The sequence below is a fragment of the uncultured Tateyamaria sp. genome (genome assembly GCF_947488715.1).
Taxonomy (GTDB): Bacteria; Pseudomonadota; Alphaproteobacteria; order Rhodobacterales; family Rhodobacteraceae; genus Tateyamaria.
Genome location: NZ_CANLAG010000004.1, coordinates 116,747 through 131,811, shown reverse-complemented (window position 1 = coordinate 131,811; position 15,065 = coordinate 116,747). Strand labels below are relative to the sequence as shown.

Genomic DNA, 15,065 nt, shown 5'->3' with positions numbered 1-15,065 from the left:
ATTTTCGATAACCAACGACCGGCCCCGTTCGCGGGACCGGTCAACTTTCGTTCTGACCCACCGTCTCAAGAAAAAGGGCACATGCTTTGAGCGATTATCTGGAAACCCTGGTTGCCGCAAAACTGTCGCAACACGTACAGGCCTCGCCGGCACTAGCGGCCGGTGCCACGCCGGAATTTACCAATTCAGTGCGGTACTTTCCGCTGGTTCCCATCAGTGGGGACACCATGAACGCCGATGCCTGGCCGCTGATCGACGGTCAGTTGTCGAGCAAGCAACCGGTCACTGTCACATCCAACAGCTTTTCCGCGGCCTACGCGCGATACCTGTCCGCGACGATCCTGCGCGGCGGGTCCGGCCAGTCCATTGCCACGCTCGCCAACAAGCAGACACAGGCCCGGATCAACACCACGCACAGCAACGACATCAATGGCGGGTTGCACCTGAACCCGTTTTCCGCCCTGCCCTCCGGGGATGGGTTTGTGCCGCGCTACGACGCCCATTGGGATACTTCGCCCAGCATTCCGACGTTGACCGTCGATATAGATGTCTGGCGGCCCAACGACGCAGCACCATGGCAAAAGGCGACGATCCAACCCGGCGGCTACCGGTTGAAGGCCAAACTGATCTATAGCGATTTCCGCATCGTGTACCTAACTCCGCAACAGCTTGGCGACACAACGGGATGGTATTCCCAGCCGCTGATGTCGGGGATGCGCGACGGCACGTATGATGGGGTGACCTTCATGCGGCAGTCGAACTTTGGCGACACCGCCGATTTCGCCCGTGCCACCGCCTATGTGATGGTGGGGCGCGTCCAGTTTGACCGCGATGTCGGCAGCGAAATCGACATCACAGAACTGGTTGCGGAACCCGAAGTTGCCCTGTTGGAACGCATGACGACCAAAGCCACGCGCAAAGGGCGTCTTGTTCTGTCCCGCAACATCGTTTTCCCCTTTGGAACCTTCAAACCCAACGATAACCTGCTCGAAGGGCTATCATTTTCGTCGTCATGGGACAGCGGCGACCTCTATCAATCTGCAAATGCCGGATTTCTGGTCTGCGCCGTCAAGGACACCCCGCTTGCTTGAAACGCGGTGAGCACCACGGCCCGCCGCATATTTTCCATGCAACCCAATTTTCCAAACAGGGAACCACAATGAACACAATCACGATCACGCTCAAAGATCTCTCCAAGCTGCCTGAAACGGATGGCGCCATTTACGTCGCTGGCTGGATCAACGGGGGAAGTTCGGGTTTCAAGACGATGAACGACAAGGGTAAATTTGTCCCGCTGGGCAGCACGGACACGAAACTGAAGTTCCACAAGCTGTCCAACATCGAAGCTGTCACCCTGTCGGAAAGCACAAATGGCAACGACCGTCTGTTGTTCACGGCCACGCCAACGACGCCCAGCGGGTTGTCACTGCTCAAGAACAAAGCGGGTGTTTATGACGACGTACAGATGTACACTCAATCCCCCTACTCCGCCGCGCCTGGGGTGGCACCCGAAGGTCCCTATGACGTTTTTGAATTCGGCATGAACGCCGCGTTTGATCTGTCGGCGGTGAACGGTTTTGCCCTGAACCTGCGGTTCGCAGTGCCAGAGAACGGTGATCAGCCCGCACAGGAATTTGGTGTGCACGGCAAGGTCAGCCGCGCACAGGTCGGCGCCGCCTTTAGCAGCTTTCTGACCAACCAATCGGGTGTGCCCGGTGCGGATGCCTTTGGTGACCTGCTCTATGATGGCCCGATGTCGGGCAGCACCTATACGCCCCCAATGATCGGCGGGCAGTATTTCTCGATCGCGGACCCCAATGACTATCTGGCGGCCATCACCGGGAACTACGTCAACGACACCACCAGCGGTCTAAAGACCTATTGGACATCCACCCTGCAAAAATTCTTTGTCGCCGGGAACACGTTGGCCATTAGCATCCCGGTCTCCGAAAACCCGAACAACATCTATTCAGGGTCTTGCATCACCTACACCAACCCCACCACCAAGACCGACATGCTGGCCTACCGGCTGGTGAATTCGACGGGTGACAGGACCTATTACTATTTCAACCCGCTGGGGGCGGACCCGATCACTGCGCCCAATGACCTGCAAGGCGCACAATATGTGTTCCAACAGGCGTTCACCGATACCTTGACCCCCGGCATTGTCGGCGTGAGTGAGGCGCAACTGGTTCAGGACGCGATCTGGGAAGCGATCTGTCGCGGCGTGGTGCTGGACGGCACATTCGTCGCTGGAGAGATCAGCGAAGACCCCCAATTCAGCACAACGGCCTGGAACAACCCCGCGACATGGTACGGCGATAAAAAGATCAGCCACCTTTTTGCAAAGTTCCTGCATTGCAGCGACGTGGACGGCAACGATTACCGCAGCGCAGGCACCGATCCGATCATGATTGGTGGCGCGGCCTATGGGTTTTCCATGGATGAAGCACCGATGGGCGCCTATTCCGGCCCGCAAGTGCCGTCGAAGACGACCTACAACATCGGTTCGGGCACTGTTGCCGTCGCCATTGGCCCCTGGACCTGATTGGCAAATCAAATATGGGCCACACCACACGCCGGTGTGGCCCGTTTCTTTCGGTTCCGGTCTGGGCTAGGCCGCTTGACCACGGCTCATGATCACCTCGCGGATGATCTGCCATCGACCGTCTTCCAACACGAAATCAATGCTCAGCGTCAGCACTTCCATGCGCCCGGTCACACCGTTCCTGCGGCTGATCAGGATGTGACCGTGCGTGTCGTTCGCCTCGACCAGATGAAACTGCGCCCACGGATCGGGGTCTGGCATATCCGCCAGCGCCGTCTGAATGTGAGAGATAAAGCCCGCCTTGTCATTCTGCATCAGCGCGTCACCACCGGGCAGCAGATATGTACGCATATCCGCGTGATACACTTGGTCCAGCACGTCCAGCGCGTGACCGGCAACGCCGGAGATCAAGGCATCCAGCGCCGCCTTGACGGCAGGCACGTTAGGGTGGTCAGGGGTCATCGTCATAGGGTGTCCTTTCGGCAAAATCTTGGGGTTCGGGGTCATTCGGAGGGGTGGCGGTTGTACATGTCCAACACGACCTGCCAGGGCGCGTCCGTATCGGCGCGGGTCAGCACGTAGACATAGGTGCCTGTCAGCTCGAACCCGGCACTGGCGACTGCGGCATCGGTGACGCCCATCATCACAGCCTGCAATCCATCAGGCGACACAAAGAGGTCGTCCACCGTATGTGACAGCTCGCCTTTGTTCTCGCTCATGAACGTGATCGTCTGGCGTGGCACACCGTCCCGCCCCTTGGCCGGGAGCGCATCCGGGGCGATCCAATATGCGTCCTCGTGGTAGAGCGACACCAGACCCTCGATGTCATGGTTTGCCGCGTAGCTGTTAAAGGTGGCGTTGAAATCCAGCAGACTCTGGCGGGTGTCCGCATCCACCGGATCGGCGGTTGCCCCACCGGCCATCACCGCAAGCGCGGCCACAGTGGAAATGAGAATATGGCGTCGGATCATTTTTCTGTCCTTTCGTTGATCAGCTGTGTCACGCAAAGGTGCCATTGGCGGGCACATCCTCGGGCCGCCCCCGCATAAAGCGCAGCCCACCAACCAGCGCGCTCAACTGGGGCCGCATGAACGGCACGTTCGAGATGTCGACCATCCTCAAATCCCCGGCGCTGCCGACGACGAACAGACCCGGTTCAGCAAACGGCCCCTCGACATCGACACCGTGCCGGGGCCCGGACACGTACAGGCCAAGGTCCCGCATCTGATCGACAGCCAATCCGTAGCCAACGGGCAATGTCACTCCGGCCTCGGCAACCTGATGCGCTGCGCGATCCTCGGCATCTGCCGATACTGCAACCACGTCGATACCCAACTCTGCCAGCGGTTCAACGATGCTTTGCAGTTCGGACAGGTAGCGGGTGCAAAGCGGGCAATGCTTGCCCCGATACACAACAACAAGTTGCCAGTCATGGCCCCCTTGTGGCTGTCCCAGGGCGAGCGTCCCGCCCCCGAGTTGCGGCACTGTGATCGACGGAAACGGCGCGCCGGGGCGCGGAAGAGTATGTGGCATGATGTGCTCCTTGACTTTGATATTGATCGTTACATAAATAGAGCAACCAGATGCGGTCAAGGACTTTTATAATGAACAATCCAAAAAAAATGGGGCGCCCCCGGACCTTCGATGAAAAAACCGCGCTCGAAGCGGCGATGAACGCGTTCTGGGCCAAAGGCTATGACGGGACATCCATCAAGGATCTGACCTCCGCCATGGGCATCAGCGGACCGAGCCTCTACTCGACCTTCGGGGACAAAAGAGAGCTGTACCTGAAAACCATCGACTTTTACGCGGATGTGGACGGCTGCGCCCCTGTCGTCGCGTTTGAGGCGGAACCGAACGTGCGCAAGGCGGTGCGCGACTTCCTGACGACCGTCGTGTCCTATTCAACCCAGGCCGAGGACGGTCCCAAGGGGTGTTTCCTGGCCTCCTGCGTCGCCACCACCGTGGGCGAAGTCGAAGGCGTTGCCGAGCGCATGGAGAAAGCCATCAACGACACAGACGCGCGATTGGCCCAGAAGTTCCAGAACGCGGTGGACGACGGCACATTGCCCCCCGATTTCCCAGCCTACCAGCGAGGGTGCCTACTCCACGACATGCGCCAGGGCCTCGTCCACCGCAGCCGCGCCGGCTGGTCCGCCGATGCGCTGCTCAAAGACCTCGATGACCGCGTAGCCATGGTGTTTAGCTAGAGGCGAGTTCATTCATGAGTCAGAGCTGAAATGACTGCCAACAGGATTGAACGAAAAGTGCGGGTGGCGGAGACGAAGGGATTCGAACCCTCGAGACCCTTCCGGGCCTACTCCCTTAGCAGGGGAGCGCCTTCGACCACTCGGCCACGTCTCCGTCGACCCGTCTAATCACTTCGCAACATCAGGACAAGCAGAATTCAACCAGCCGACCATCAAAGTCCAAGCGCGCATCTCTGCCGCTCTGACGCCCAGACCCATCAGTGTGTTTCGGGGCACACCTGCGATGCCGCCTGCACATCCGACACATTGGTATAGTCGCGTCGACCAAACACACTGTCCGTCCAGTTGCGGACCGCGGCAAGGGTCTGATCAAGACGCCTGCTTTCGTGGATCACGCTCCACACCTCGCGGGTGACGCCTTCGACCTCAGTCCATGCACGCAACTCTGGGCACCGGGCCATGACGGCATCCGGCCCAACAGTTGCATAACCCATTGTTGCCGCTGCGCGCCTCGCGGCGGCATAGGAACTGGCCCGGAGGATGGGTGGTTTGCCAAACACCGTGAACCCCAACACCATGTCAGGGGTCCAATCCAGGTCGTCCGTCATACCGACCCACTCATGCGCCTCGCCCATGGCGGGCTGCCACAACCGAAACTGTACGTCCGCGACCTTATGCGCGACCAACTGCCCCTCCATAGGTCGGCCGAACCGCAGCGCGATGTCCGCCTCACGAAAGGCAAGCGACAAGCGCTTGTCACTGCCAGCCAGAATGAGGCTGATATTCGGGTGTAGACGCGTCAATTCATGCACACGCGGCGCCAGGTAATATGTCGTCAGAAAATCCAGGGATGTGATTGTGACAACTTCCTCAGATTCACCGGGTGCAGCACTGGAGAATTCATCCATTTTTCGAGCGAATTCCTCGGCCATTTCCGCCAGCTTTCGCCCGGCCGCCGTCATGCGCCAGCCTTCGCCTTTGTATTGGCTGAACAGCATTTGACCGTGCTTTTTCGATAGCCGCTTGATGTGGCGCGACACGGTTGTCGGGTTTGTTTCCAACAACTCGGCCGCACGTTTCATCGTACCCCCTTCTTTCAAGGCGAGCAGATACTGCAGGTCGTTCCAGTCACGCATTTTGCGCCGCCTTGTTTCTTGGGCGCGTTTACACCGCCGGCTTTGTCCTGCGCCTCACGTATCAACGCAGCAAAAGCGGCTCTATCGACCAAAAGGACAGGGAAAAGGGCATCGGTATACAGACCTATACTTTTGGATACAGACAAACGCGCCTCGCCCATCAGAACAGAAACACAACCAGACACCAAAAATTGCCATTAAAACAAAAAGATAGGTAGGATTGATCCAATGAAAACCGAACGACAGGGCCGAAGTAAACGCGCATTTTTGCAGTTTCGGGGCTGCAAGAAGCGCGCTATCGGATGATGCAGAGCCTCGTATACGCTTAAAAAGTGAGCAAAAAAGAGGTTAGCAATGTACTCCTCGTCAAACAGGCAAGTTTCCGAAACACCAAGCCAAATCAACGCAACGCTTTTCGTTTCACTCGTTCTTTCGCATTCAGTTGCATGCGGCAGTCTTTGCGATGAATTGGATTTGTGGATCAACGCGGCGGTCTATTTTTTGTGCCTGACCGTCCCGTTTGTCGCCCGTTTCCTCGTCATGGGGTCGGGTAGCAACATGCCGCCGGCCCGCATTCCGCGGCTGCCTCGGAACACACATTGAATTGGCCCGCTCGAGAGCGATAGGTGAAGCCACCACCACGAACATCTGTCGTGCGGCGTCTCGGGCCAAGTTGGTGGCAGGGTGCGCGTACCCTGCCACCCTTTTTCACCGTGTCAGGTGTTGAACAGGAAGTGCAGTACGTCGCCGTCCTTGACGATGTAGCCCTTGCCTTCGGCGCGCATCTTGCCCGCCTCTTTGGCCGGTTGTTCGCCGCCCAAGCTGACAAAATCGTCGTAGGCGATGGTTTCCGCGCGGATGAAGCCCTTTTCGAAATCGCCGTGGATCACGCCTGCGGCCCTGGGGGCTGAGGTGCCAGTGGGGATCGTCCACGCCCGCGCCTCTTTGGGGCCAACCGTGAAATAGGTCTCAAGGTGCAACAGCTCGTAGCCTGCGCGGATCAACCGGTCGAGGCCCGCCTCGGCCAGCCCCATCTCTTCGAGGAACATCTGCGCCTCGTCGGGTTCAAGCTGGCTGATTTCTTCCTCGATCTGGGCCGAGATCACCACGTGGCTGTTGCCCTGTGCGGCCGCCATGTCGGCCACGGCCGCAGAATGGGCGTTGCCCTCTGCCGCCTCAGATTCGCCCACGTTGCAAACATAAAGCACCGGCTTGGTGGTCAGCAGTTGCAGCATCGCCCAGGCCTTGGCGTCTTCATCGTCCACATCCACGACCCGCGCCGGTTGACCGTCCTCCAGCGCCGCCAGAGCCGCGCGCATCAGGCGTTCCTGCTGCACTGCTTCCTTGTCGCCACCGCGCACCTTGCGCACGATGTTCTGCAGGCGCTTCTCGATGCTCTCGATATCGGCCAGCATCAACTCCGTCTCGATGGTTTCGGCGTCGGCCACGGGGTCAACGCGCCCCTCCACGTGGGTCACATCACCGTCCTCGAAACAGCGCAGCACGTGGGCAATCGCGTCCACCTCGCGGATGTTCGCCAGAAACTGGTTGCCCAGCCCTTCACCCTTGGAGGCACCCTTGACCAGACCCGCGATGTCCACAAACGTCATGCGGGTCGGGATGATCTGCTTGGACGCCGCAATCGCGGCCAGCTTGTCCAGACGCGTATCCGGCACGGCCACTTCACCGACATTCGGCTCAATGGTGCAAAAAGGAAAGTTCGCAGCCTGCGCCGCCGCCGTCTTGGTCAACGCATTGAACAAGGTCGATTTGCCCACATTCGGCAGACCGACAATTCCCATCTTGAAACCCATAGCACCCTCTCCGCGTCGCTTGGCCCGCTTCTAGCAGGACCGCCCGCAGGCGCAAGTCGGCGACTTCAACGCAACACTTTGCTGCAACCCACGCTTGCCGACAGGGAAGGACTCGCCTCCGGCCAGTCGCTTGGCTATATCGGTGGATGCGTCTGCCACGCCTTTCTTTGACCACATGCAGGAGCAACCGCATGACCCGCTTTCGTGTTGCCGTTTATTCATTTGTTCTGTTTCTCACGACGTCCCTGTTTGCCAATGCGCAGGAATTGACCTTTGGCCTCGGCACCACCGACTATGGCGATGCAGGCGAGGACAGCGTCGCGTTTGACCTCGAATACCGCCACACACCCTTTGTCCAACGGCGCGTGATGTCCGTGGCATGGGGGGCAAACGCCAGCGTATCGGGCGAGGGCGACTTTTTCATCGGTGGCGGCATCTGGACCCGCTGGCAGTGGGACAGCGGCTGGTTCATCGACAACTCGATCATGCCCGGCCTCTACGAGGAAGGCATCCCCGGCAACGACCTCGGCTCGACCTTTGAAATCCGGTCCTTGCTGGGCGTCGGCTACCAGTTCGACAACGGTCACGCCATCTCGGCTGCGTTCTCGCACAAATCCAACGCCAGCTTGGCCACGGACAACCCCGGCATGAACATGTACACGATCCGCTACCACATCTCGTTCTGACGACGCTTGCCTTTCGCCCGCCTCTGAGGCAGTCAAGGCCCAGCCAAAGGAGAGCGACAATGACGACCCGGATCGACGCCAAATTTGCCGAGCTGCAACAGCAAGGGCGCAAGGCATTTGTGTCCTATGTTATGGCCGGTGACCCCGACTATGACCGGTCGCTCGAAATCGTGCGCGGCCTGCCTGGGGCCGGTGTCGACATCATCGAACTGGGCCTGCCCTTCACCGATCCCATGGCCGACGGTCCAACCATCCAGCTCGCCGGTCAACGCGCCCTCGAGGGCGGCATGACCCTCAACAAGACACTTGCGCTGGCACGGGCCTTTCGCGAGGGCGACGACACAACGCCCATCGTGCTCATGGGCTACTACAACCCGATCTATTCGCACGGCGTGGACAAGTTTCTGGCCGACGCCAAGGCTGCGGGCATCGACGGTCTGATCGTCGTCGACCTGCCCCCCGAAGAAGACAGCGAGTTGTGCATCCCGGCGCAAGCGGCGGGCCTCAACTTTATCCGCCTCGCCACGCCCACCACTGATGACAAACGCCTGCCGCGCGTGCTGCAAAACACGTCCGGCTTTGTCTACTATGTGTCGATCACCGGCATCACCGGCGCGGCCGAGGCCGAAGCAACCGATGTGGGCCCCGAAGTGGCGCGGATCAAATCCGCCAGCAACCTGCCTGTCATCGTGGGCTTTGGGATCAACACACCGGCCAAATCCAAGGCGATTGCATCCGTCGCGGACGGTGCCGTGGTCGGCTCCGCCATCGTCAGCAAAATCGCAGACGGCAACAGCGTGTCGGATGTTCTGGCCTTTGTGAAAACACTGTCGGACGGCGCACACAGCGCCTGAGCTAGCGGCGCGCTGCCTCAACCAGACCCACGGCCCGCGCCACAGCGGCCTCAATTGTCATGTCGGATGTGTCCAGCACGTGTGCCGTGTCTGCCGGGCGCAAGGGCGCCTCTGCACGGTCGCTGTCACGGGCATCCCGCGCTTTGACATCCGCCAGAACCGTTTCAAAGTCCGTGGTATCGCCCCGCGCCTGCAATTCGGCCAGACGGCGGCCTGCGCGCACCTCTGCGGAGGCGGTGACAAACAGTTTCACTTCCGCCTGCGGGCAAATGACCGTGCCAATGTCGCGCCCATCCAGAACCGCACCACCCGCCCTGCGAGCAAAGGCGCGCTGAAAATCCAACAGGGCGGCCCGCACGTCTGCAATCACGGCCACCTTGCTTGCGGCTTGTGCCACCTCTGCCGTGCGCAAGGCCGGATCTTCCAACGCCTCCCGGTCCAGTGACCGCGCGGCCTCGACCGCGTCGCGCCCGCTCAGCACTTGTGCGCCCACCGCCCGGTACAGCAGTCCGGTGTCCAGATGCCCAAAGCCGAACCGCGCCGCAACGGCCCGCGACAATGTCCCTTTGCCCGCTGCCGCTGGCCCGTCAATGGCCACGGTAAAGGGTGCCGTCTCCATGGCTCAGGCCGTCGTACGCCGCACGTCCGCCCCCAGGGCGGCCATCAACGGCTCGAAAATCGGGAAAGACGTCGCAATCGGCCCGCCGTCGTCCACAGACATCGGCTTTTGCGTGGCCATACCCATCACGAGGAACGCCATTGCGATGCGGTGATCCAGGTGGCTGGCGCAAGTGGCCCCACCTGGCACATTGCCGTGGCCCAGACCCGTCACGGTCCACCAATCCGGCCCATCCTCAACCGTGACACCAGCGGCCCGCAGGCCTACGGCCATTGCGTCGATGCGGTCGCTTTCCTTGACGCGCAATTCCTTGACGCCGGGCATATGAGTCTTGCCTTGGGCAAAGGACGCAACCACCGACAGCACCGGGTATTCGTCGATCATGCTCGCCGCACGGTCCGCAGGCACCTCGATGCCCTTCAAATCAGGCGAGAACCGCGCGCGCAGATCGGCGACCGGCTCGCCCCCCTCTTCGCGCAGGTTCTCATAGGTCAGGTCCGCGCCCATCTCGCGCAACGTCTCATACAGCCCCGCCCGCGTCGGGTTCAGCCCGATCGTCGGCACCAGCACATCCGACCCCGGCACGATCAGCGCCGCACAGACCGGAAACGCTGCCGAGGATGGATCGCGCGGCACCTCGATATGCTGCGGCACCAGCTCGGGCTGGCCCTTCAAGGTGATGACGCGGCCCTCGTCCGTCACTTCGGTCGAAATCTCCGCGCCAAACCCGGCCAACATCCGCTCCGTGTGATCGCGCGTCGCCTCTGCCTCAATCACCACAGTCTCACCGGGGGCATTCAGCCCCGCCAGCAACACCGCCGACTTCACCTGCGCCGACGGCACCGGCACGACGTAACGCACCGGCACTGGATCCGCCGCACCCACCAGCGTCATGGGCAACCGCCCGCCCGCTCGGCCAACCGCCGCACAGCCAAACAGCGCCAAAGGGTCCGTGACCCGCGCCATGGGTCGCTTGTTCAAACTCGCATCGCCCGTGAACGTGGCCGATATGGGCGAGGTCGCCATCGCCCCCATGATCAACCGCACACCAGTGCCAGAATTGCCACAATCGATCACCTGCTCAGGTTCAGCAAAACCGCCAACGCCCACACCGTGCACCGACCAGTTGCCCCCGCCCTGATCCGTCACCTCGGCCCCGAACGCCCGCATCGCACGCGCCGTGTCCAGCACGTCCTGACCTTCCAGCAACCCGGTGATCGTGGTTTCACCCACCGACAGCGCACCCAAAATCAACGACCGGTGCGAAATCGACTTGTCCCCCGGCACTTCCGCCGTGCCGGACAAGGCCCCGCAGGCCAAAGAGGTCATAGGTATCGGGTCACCGTGGCTGGACATGTTTGCGCTCGCATCTTTCCGTGTTCGCCGCACACCTACCCCGGCGCGTCAAAGCCGTCCAGACACCGCCCCTTCCTTTCGCGACAAATACCTCGGGGGAGGCGCAAAGCGCCGGGGGCAGCGCCCCCAAACCCGCCTATCCCAAACGGCGAAACGTCAGGTAATGCGGCACACGGCCCTCACGCAGGGCCTTTTGCTCGTAGCGGGTACTGATCCAGTCGTCCCACGGCGCGCGCCAGTCCTCGGCCCGCTCCGCCAACCACTCAAACCCCGCACGCGGCACCTCTTCCAGCGTCTGGCGGACGTAATCAGGGATATCCGTCGCGACCCGCAGGATCGCACCAGGCTGCATCACACGGGCCAAAGGCTCCAGATGTTCGGGCGTGACAAACCGGCGGCGGTGATGGCGCGCCTTGGGCCACGGATCAGGGTACAGCAGGAACGCCCGCGCAATCGACGCCTCGGGCAGCACGTCCATCAGATCGCGGGCATCGCCCGGATGCACGGCCAGGTTTGACACCCCCGCCCGTCGGATCTTGCCCAACAGCATCGCAACGCCGTTGATGTAAGGCTCCGCCCCGATGATCCCAACCTCCGGATTTGCGCTGGCCTGATGCACCAAATGCTCACCACCGCCAAATCCGACCTCCAGCCACACCGGCCGCCCACCAAAGAGCGCACCCAGATCCAGAGGCGTGCGCGCGGGGTTGTCCTCCCACGACACGGCACCGGGCGACAGATCGGCCAGATCCTCGGCGATATAGCGTTTCTGACTGTCCTTCAGGGTCTTGCCCTTGAGACGTCCGTAAAAATTGCGATGGGGGCGTTCGGTCATGGCGCGCCGTTTAGCCCGCGCGCCACCGGCTTGGCAAGCCGCCGCACCTCAGGGATCGCGCGCCGCATCCATGAACACCCGCAGGTCGGTCAGCACCGGCTTGATCTCCAACAGCCGCTCGATGTCAAACCCCGCCGCCAGCTCCGCCATCACGGGCGCAAGGCTTGCGATGGTCTGGGCGCGCACATCCCGCCCCTCGTCGGTCAGCCACACCCGCTTTGACCGCCCGTCCTCGGGGTTGGCGCGTGTCTCGACCAACCCCTGCGCCTCCAACACCTTGAGCGTGTGGGTCATCGACGTCTTGGGGATCTGAAAGGCGCGCGCCATCTCCATCGGCGTGCGCCCATCCGCCACCCGCGTCAGGTGGTTCAGCACCGTGAAATGCGGTGCAATCAATCCCGCCGGCAGCTGCGCCTCCAGCAAGGCGCGGCTCAACTGTTCGATGATGCCAATCTCGGTGAACACCTCGAAAAATACGGCGGGATTGGGCTCAGCCATGCACGATCTTGCTCTCTATGGGCCATCTGGGGCTTTGCGCCACGGTCTCACCATAGCCCACCCGCGCAAACATTTGCACAGTTCCCCCCTCCGGGGCCAGCCTGTCATGCAATTCGGCATAAAGCCCCGACATCTCCGGATACTCCTGCAACGCCTGGCTCAACGGTTGCATGCCCAAGCCCGCTTGGGCGGTGGCCAGGTTCAGGCGCAGCCAGTCCTGCCCTGCCGCAATCTGATCGGCGCGGGTGTTGGTCGGCGTGATCTGCCACAGATGCCCCATGGCCGTGTCTGTATTGGCAAAAACGGCCTTCAGCCCCTCGGTATAGGCCAGGGAACTTCGATCCAGCGCCGCTTCGCGACTGAACGTGCCGGTCAGGGCCATGGCCTCGAACATCGGCCCGGTGAAATCAATCCCATCGGGATTGGCATCCACCTCGCGGCTGCCGATGCGGAACAGATCAACGCTTTCCTTATAGGTGTGCGGCGTCTCGATCTCGATCCGCAGCGCCTCGTGGCTGAGCACACGCAGCTCTGCAATATCCTTGGGATCAACCGAACCTGCAACGCTGGTGCGGGTGGCCGCCCCCAGCACTGCATCGAGCGTTGCACGATCCACCGTGCGTTCAGTGTCAAAAGGCTCTTTCAACGACCGGCGGTGCATCACCTGACCAAAAAGGCCCGGCGCAGGCGTGCCCGCCCCCTCGACAAACCGCGCCACCGCGACCCGGCGCGCGTCCAGCGCGGTGGGATCTTCGCCATCGGGAAAGAGGTCCAGCTCAACCCCGTATCCATCTTGCGCCGCCGCCAGCGTCATCAGTTCCAGAAAACATCCAAGGCCAATCACGATCTGGCGGCTGAACGGATCGGTGTGCGGCAGCAGCCGGTCGGTGTCCACGCGCAGCGTCACCTCGCCGTCCGTGCGCAGATCCACCTGCCACGGCTGCCGGTTGTGCGGATTGGGCGCGAGGATCGCATAGCTGAGCGCACGCATCCGCGGATCAGAGTAACCACCCGCAGCAGCCCAGGGCGCATGCGCGCTGCGCGGCATACGGGTCACGGTATAGGCGCCAGCACCACCAGCGGCGAGAATGGCACCCCCACCCAGCAGGGCGAGCGTTTTGCGACGGGACAGGGACATGAGAACCTCCAATAAAGTACGAATTCGAATTACTTCACTCAATATAGTTCCATTTCACACCAAACAAGTCCCATTTCGCACTTTATTGATACGAGAAAAAGAATTCTTGAACCGAACGGGTCAAATTGGTAACCAAACCTGACCAATATACGAGGTAAGCCCGTGCCCACCATCACCACCATCGACGATCTCAAGCGTATCTACGCCCGGCGCGTGCCCCGCATGTTCTACGATTACTGCGAATCCGGCAGCTGGACCGAGCAGACATTCCGCGACAACAGCTCGGATTTTGACGACATTCGCCTGCGCCAGCGCGTGGCCGTGGACATGACCGGGCGCAGCACGACGAGCCAGATGATCGGGCAGGATGTGGCGATGCCGGTGGCGCTGGCCCCGGTGGGCCTGACCGGCATGCAGCACGCTGATGGCGAGATGAAGGCCGCGCGGGCGGCCGAGAAATTCGGCGTGCCCTTCACCCTGTCGACCATGTCGATCAACTCGATCGAGGACGTGGCCGGGTTCACAGACGCGCCCTTCTGGTTCCAGCTCTATACGATGAAGGATGAGGATTTTGTCAGCCGCCTGATCCAGCGGGCCAAGGATGCAAACTGTTCCGCGCTGGTGATCACGCTGGATTTGCAGATCCTCGGTCAGCGGCACAAAGACATCAAGAACGGGTTGTCCGCACCGCCCAAGATGACCCCCAAGACCATCGCGAACCTGGCCACCAAATGGGGTTGGGGGATCGAAATGCTGTCCGCCAAGCGGCGCGAGTTCGGCAACATCGTCGGCCACGTGCACGGCGTGTCCGACATGTCGCAACTGGGCGCGTGGACGGCAGAGCAGTTCGATCCCAGCCTCGATTGGAACAAGGTGGCCAAGCTGAAAGAGGCCTGGGGCGGCAAGGTGATCCTCAAGGGGATCCTGGACGCTGAGGACGCGAAGATGGCGCTGAAGGTCGGGGCGGATGCGATCATCGTGTCGAACCACGGTGGTCGGCAGCTGGATGGCGCACTGTCGTCGATCCGCGCGCTGCCTGCGATCCTGGATGCGGTGGGTGATCAGGTCGAAGTGCATCTGGATGGCGGTATCCGGTCCGGTCAGGACGTGTTGAAGGCCGTCGCGATGGGCGCCAAGGGTACCTATATCGGGCGCGCATTCATCTATGGGCTGGGGGCCATGGGCCAGCAGGGCGTGACCGAGGCGCTGAACGTGATCCACAAGGAGCTGGACACGACCATGGCCTTGTGTGGCGAGACGCAGGTGAGCGATCTGGGGCGGCACAATCTGTTGGTGCCCGAAGGGTTCGAGGGGCGTTGGCAGTAGGGATTTCGCCGCAGTATCCTGCGGCGACCAACCGGGGGCGCTGCC

Annotated in this window: 16 protein-coding genes and 1 tRNA gene; 6 read left to right on the top strand and 11 right to left on the bottom strand. The window is 61.4% G+C overall.

All coding sequences use genetic code 11. From position 1 onward, the window contains the following. The first annotated feature begins 86 nt into the window (after positions 1-86). The gene (locus Q0936_RS11115) at positions 87-1,091 is read left to right on the top strand and encodes a hypothetical protein (RefSeq protein ID WP_299298404.1); all 1,005 of its coding nucleotides are present in this window, start codon (positions 87-89) and stop codon (positions 1,089-1,091) included. 68 nt (positions 1,092-1,159) lie between these two features. Beyond that, positions 1,160-2,548, top strand: a complete 1,389-nt coding sequence (locus Q0936_RS11110; protein WP_299298401.1) for a hypothetical protein — start codon at positions 1,160-1,162, stop codon at positions 2,546-2,548. Between the two features lie 66 nt (positions 2,549-2,614). On the opposite strand, the gene Q0936_RS11105 is transcribed toward Q0936_RS11110, so the two are convergent. Genes Q0936_RS11105 through Q0936_RS11095 form a run of 3 tightly spaced genes read right to left on the bottom strand, consistent with a single transcriptional unit; the run spans position 2,615 to position 4,081 of the window. Beyond that, positions 2,615-3,016 carry a hypothetical protein gene (locus Q0936_RS11105; protein WP_299144205.1) on the bottom strand — a complete coding sequence of 134 codons (402 nt, stop codon included), beginning with the start codon at positions 3,014-3,016 and terminating at the stop codon, positions 2,615-2,617. 35 nt (positions 3,017-3,051) lie between these two features. Continuing rightward, positions 3,052-3,519, bottom strand: a complete 468-nt coding sequence (locus tag Q0936_RS11100; protein ID WP_299298398.1) for a nuclear transport factor 2 family protein — start codon at positions 3,517-3,519, stop codon at positions 3,052-3,054. A 28-nt stretch (positions 3,520-3,547) separates the two neighbouring features. Next, positions 3,548-4,081 (bottom strand): redoxin domain-containing protein, encoded by a 534-nt coding sequence (locus tag Q0936_RS11095; RefSeq protein ID WP_299298395.1) that lies wholly within the window; start codon positions 4,079-4,081, stop codon positions 3,548-3,550. A 71-nt stretch (positions 4,082-4,152) separates the two neighbouring features. Between Q0936_RS11095 and Q0936_RS11090 the strand changes: the two genes are divergently transcribed. Next, on the top strand, positions 4,153-4,758 hold the full coding sequence (locus Q0936_RS11090) for a TetR/AcrR family transcriptional regulator (RefSeq protein ID WP_299298392.1): 606 nt from the start codon (positions 4,153-4,155) through the stop codon (positions 4,756-4,758). Positions 4,759-4,822: 64 nt separating this feature from the next. Here Q0936_RS11090 and Q0936_RS11085 read toward each other — a convergent pair. From Q0936_RS11085 to ychF, 3 genes are all read right to left on the bottom strand, one after another. Continuing rightward, positions 4,823-4,912 (bottom strand) — tRNA-Ser (locus Q0936_RS11085). A gap of 103 nt (positions 4,913-5,015) precedes the next feature. Continuing rightward, complete coding sequence (locus tag Q0936_RS11080; protein ID WP_299298389.1) at positions 5,016-5,894, bottom strand: LysR family transcriptional regulator; 879 nt, start codon at positions 5,892-5,894, stop codon at positions 5,016-5,018. Between the two features lie 716 nt (positions 5,895-6,610). After that, positions 6,611-7,708, bottom strand: a complete 1,098-nt coding sequence (ychF, locus tag Q0936_RS11075; protein ID WP_299296575.1) for a redox-regulated ATPase YchF — start codon at positions 7,706-7,708, stop codon at positions 6,611-6,613. A gap of 191 nt (positions 7,709-7,899) precedes the next feature. Between ychF and Q0936_RS11070 the strand changes: the two genes are divergently transcribed. Together Q0936_RS11070 and trpA are read left to right on the top strand one after the other, a co-directional pair. After that, positions 7,900-8,394: an acyloxyacyl hydrolase gene (locus tag Q0936_RS11070; protein ID WP_299296573.1), complete on the top strand. Its 495-nt coding sequence runs from the start codon at positions 7,900-7,902 to the stop codon at positions 8,392-8,394. Between the two features lie 59 nt (positions 8,395-8,453). Further along, positions 8,454-9,248: a tryptophan synthase subunit alpha gene (gene trpA / locus Q0936_RS11065; RefSeq protein WP_299296570.1), complete on the top strand. Its 795-nt coding sequence runs from the start codon at positions 8,454-8,456 to the stop codon at positions 9,246-9,248. Position 9,249: 1 nt separating this feature from the next. Here trpA and Q0936_RS11060 read toward each other — a convergent pair whose 3' ends face one another. The 5 genes from Q0936_RS11060 to Q0936_RS11040 all read right to left on the bottom strand — a co-directional run bounded on the left by Q0936_RS11060 (position 9,250) and on the right by Q0936_RS11040 (position 13,694). Continuing rightward, positions 9,250-9,867: a d(CMP) kinase gene (locus Q0936_RS11060; RefSeq protein WP_299296568.1), complete on the bottom strand. Its 618-nt coding sequence runs from the start codon at positions 9,865-9,867 to the stop codon at positions 9,250-9,252. A 3-nt stretch (positions 9,868-9,870) separates the two neighbouring features. Further along, entirely contained in the window at positions 9,871-11,223 is a 1,353-nt protein-coding gene (aroA, locus tag Q0936_RS11055) for a 3-phosphoshikimate 1-carboxyvinyltransferase (protein ID WP_299296565.1), read from the bottom strand. Between the two features lie 136 nt (positions 11,224-11,359). After that, on the bottom strand, positions 11,360-12,058 hold the full coding sequence (locus Q0936_RS11050) for a tRNA (guanine(46)-N(7))-methyltransferase TrmB (RefSeq protein WP_299296563.1): 699 nt from the start codon (positions 12,056-12,058) through the stop codon (positions 11,360-11,362). Between the two features lie 48 nt (positions 12,059-12,106). Continuing rightward, complete coding sequence (locus Q0936_RS11045) at positions 12,107-12,556, bottom strand: MarR family transcriptional regulator (protein WP_299296561.1); 450 nt, start codon at positions 12,554-12,556, stop codon at positions 12,107-12,109. Beyond that, positions 12,549-13,694: a twin-arginine translocation pathway signal protein gene (locus tag Q0936_RS11040; RefSeq protein ID WP_299296558.1), complete on the bottom strand. Its 1,146-nt coding sequence runs from the start codon at positions 13,692-13,694 to the stop codon at positions 12,549-12,551. The genes Q0936_RS11045 and Q0936_RS11040 overlap by 8 nt, the downstream gene beginning before the upstream one ends. A 162-nt stretch (positions 13,695-13,856) precedes the next feature. Here Q0936_RS11040 and Q0936_RS11035 point away from each other — a divergent pair, with 162 nt between their 5' ends. Beyond that, positions 13,857-15,020 (top strand): alpha-hydroxy acid oxidase, encoded by a 1,164-nt coding sequence (locus tag Q0936_RS11035; protein ID WP_299296555.1) that lies wholly within the window; start codon positions 13,857-13,859, stop codon positions 15,018-15,020. Positions 15,021-15,065 lie beyond the last annotated feature (45 nt).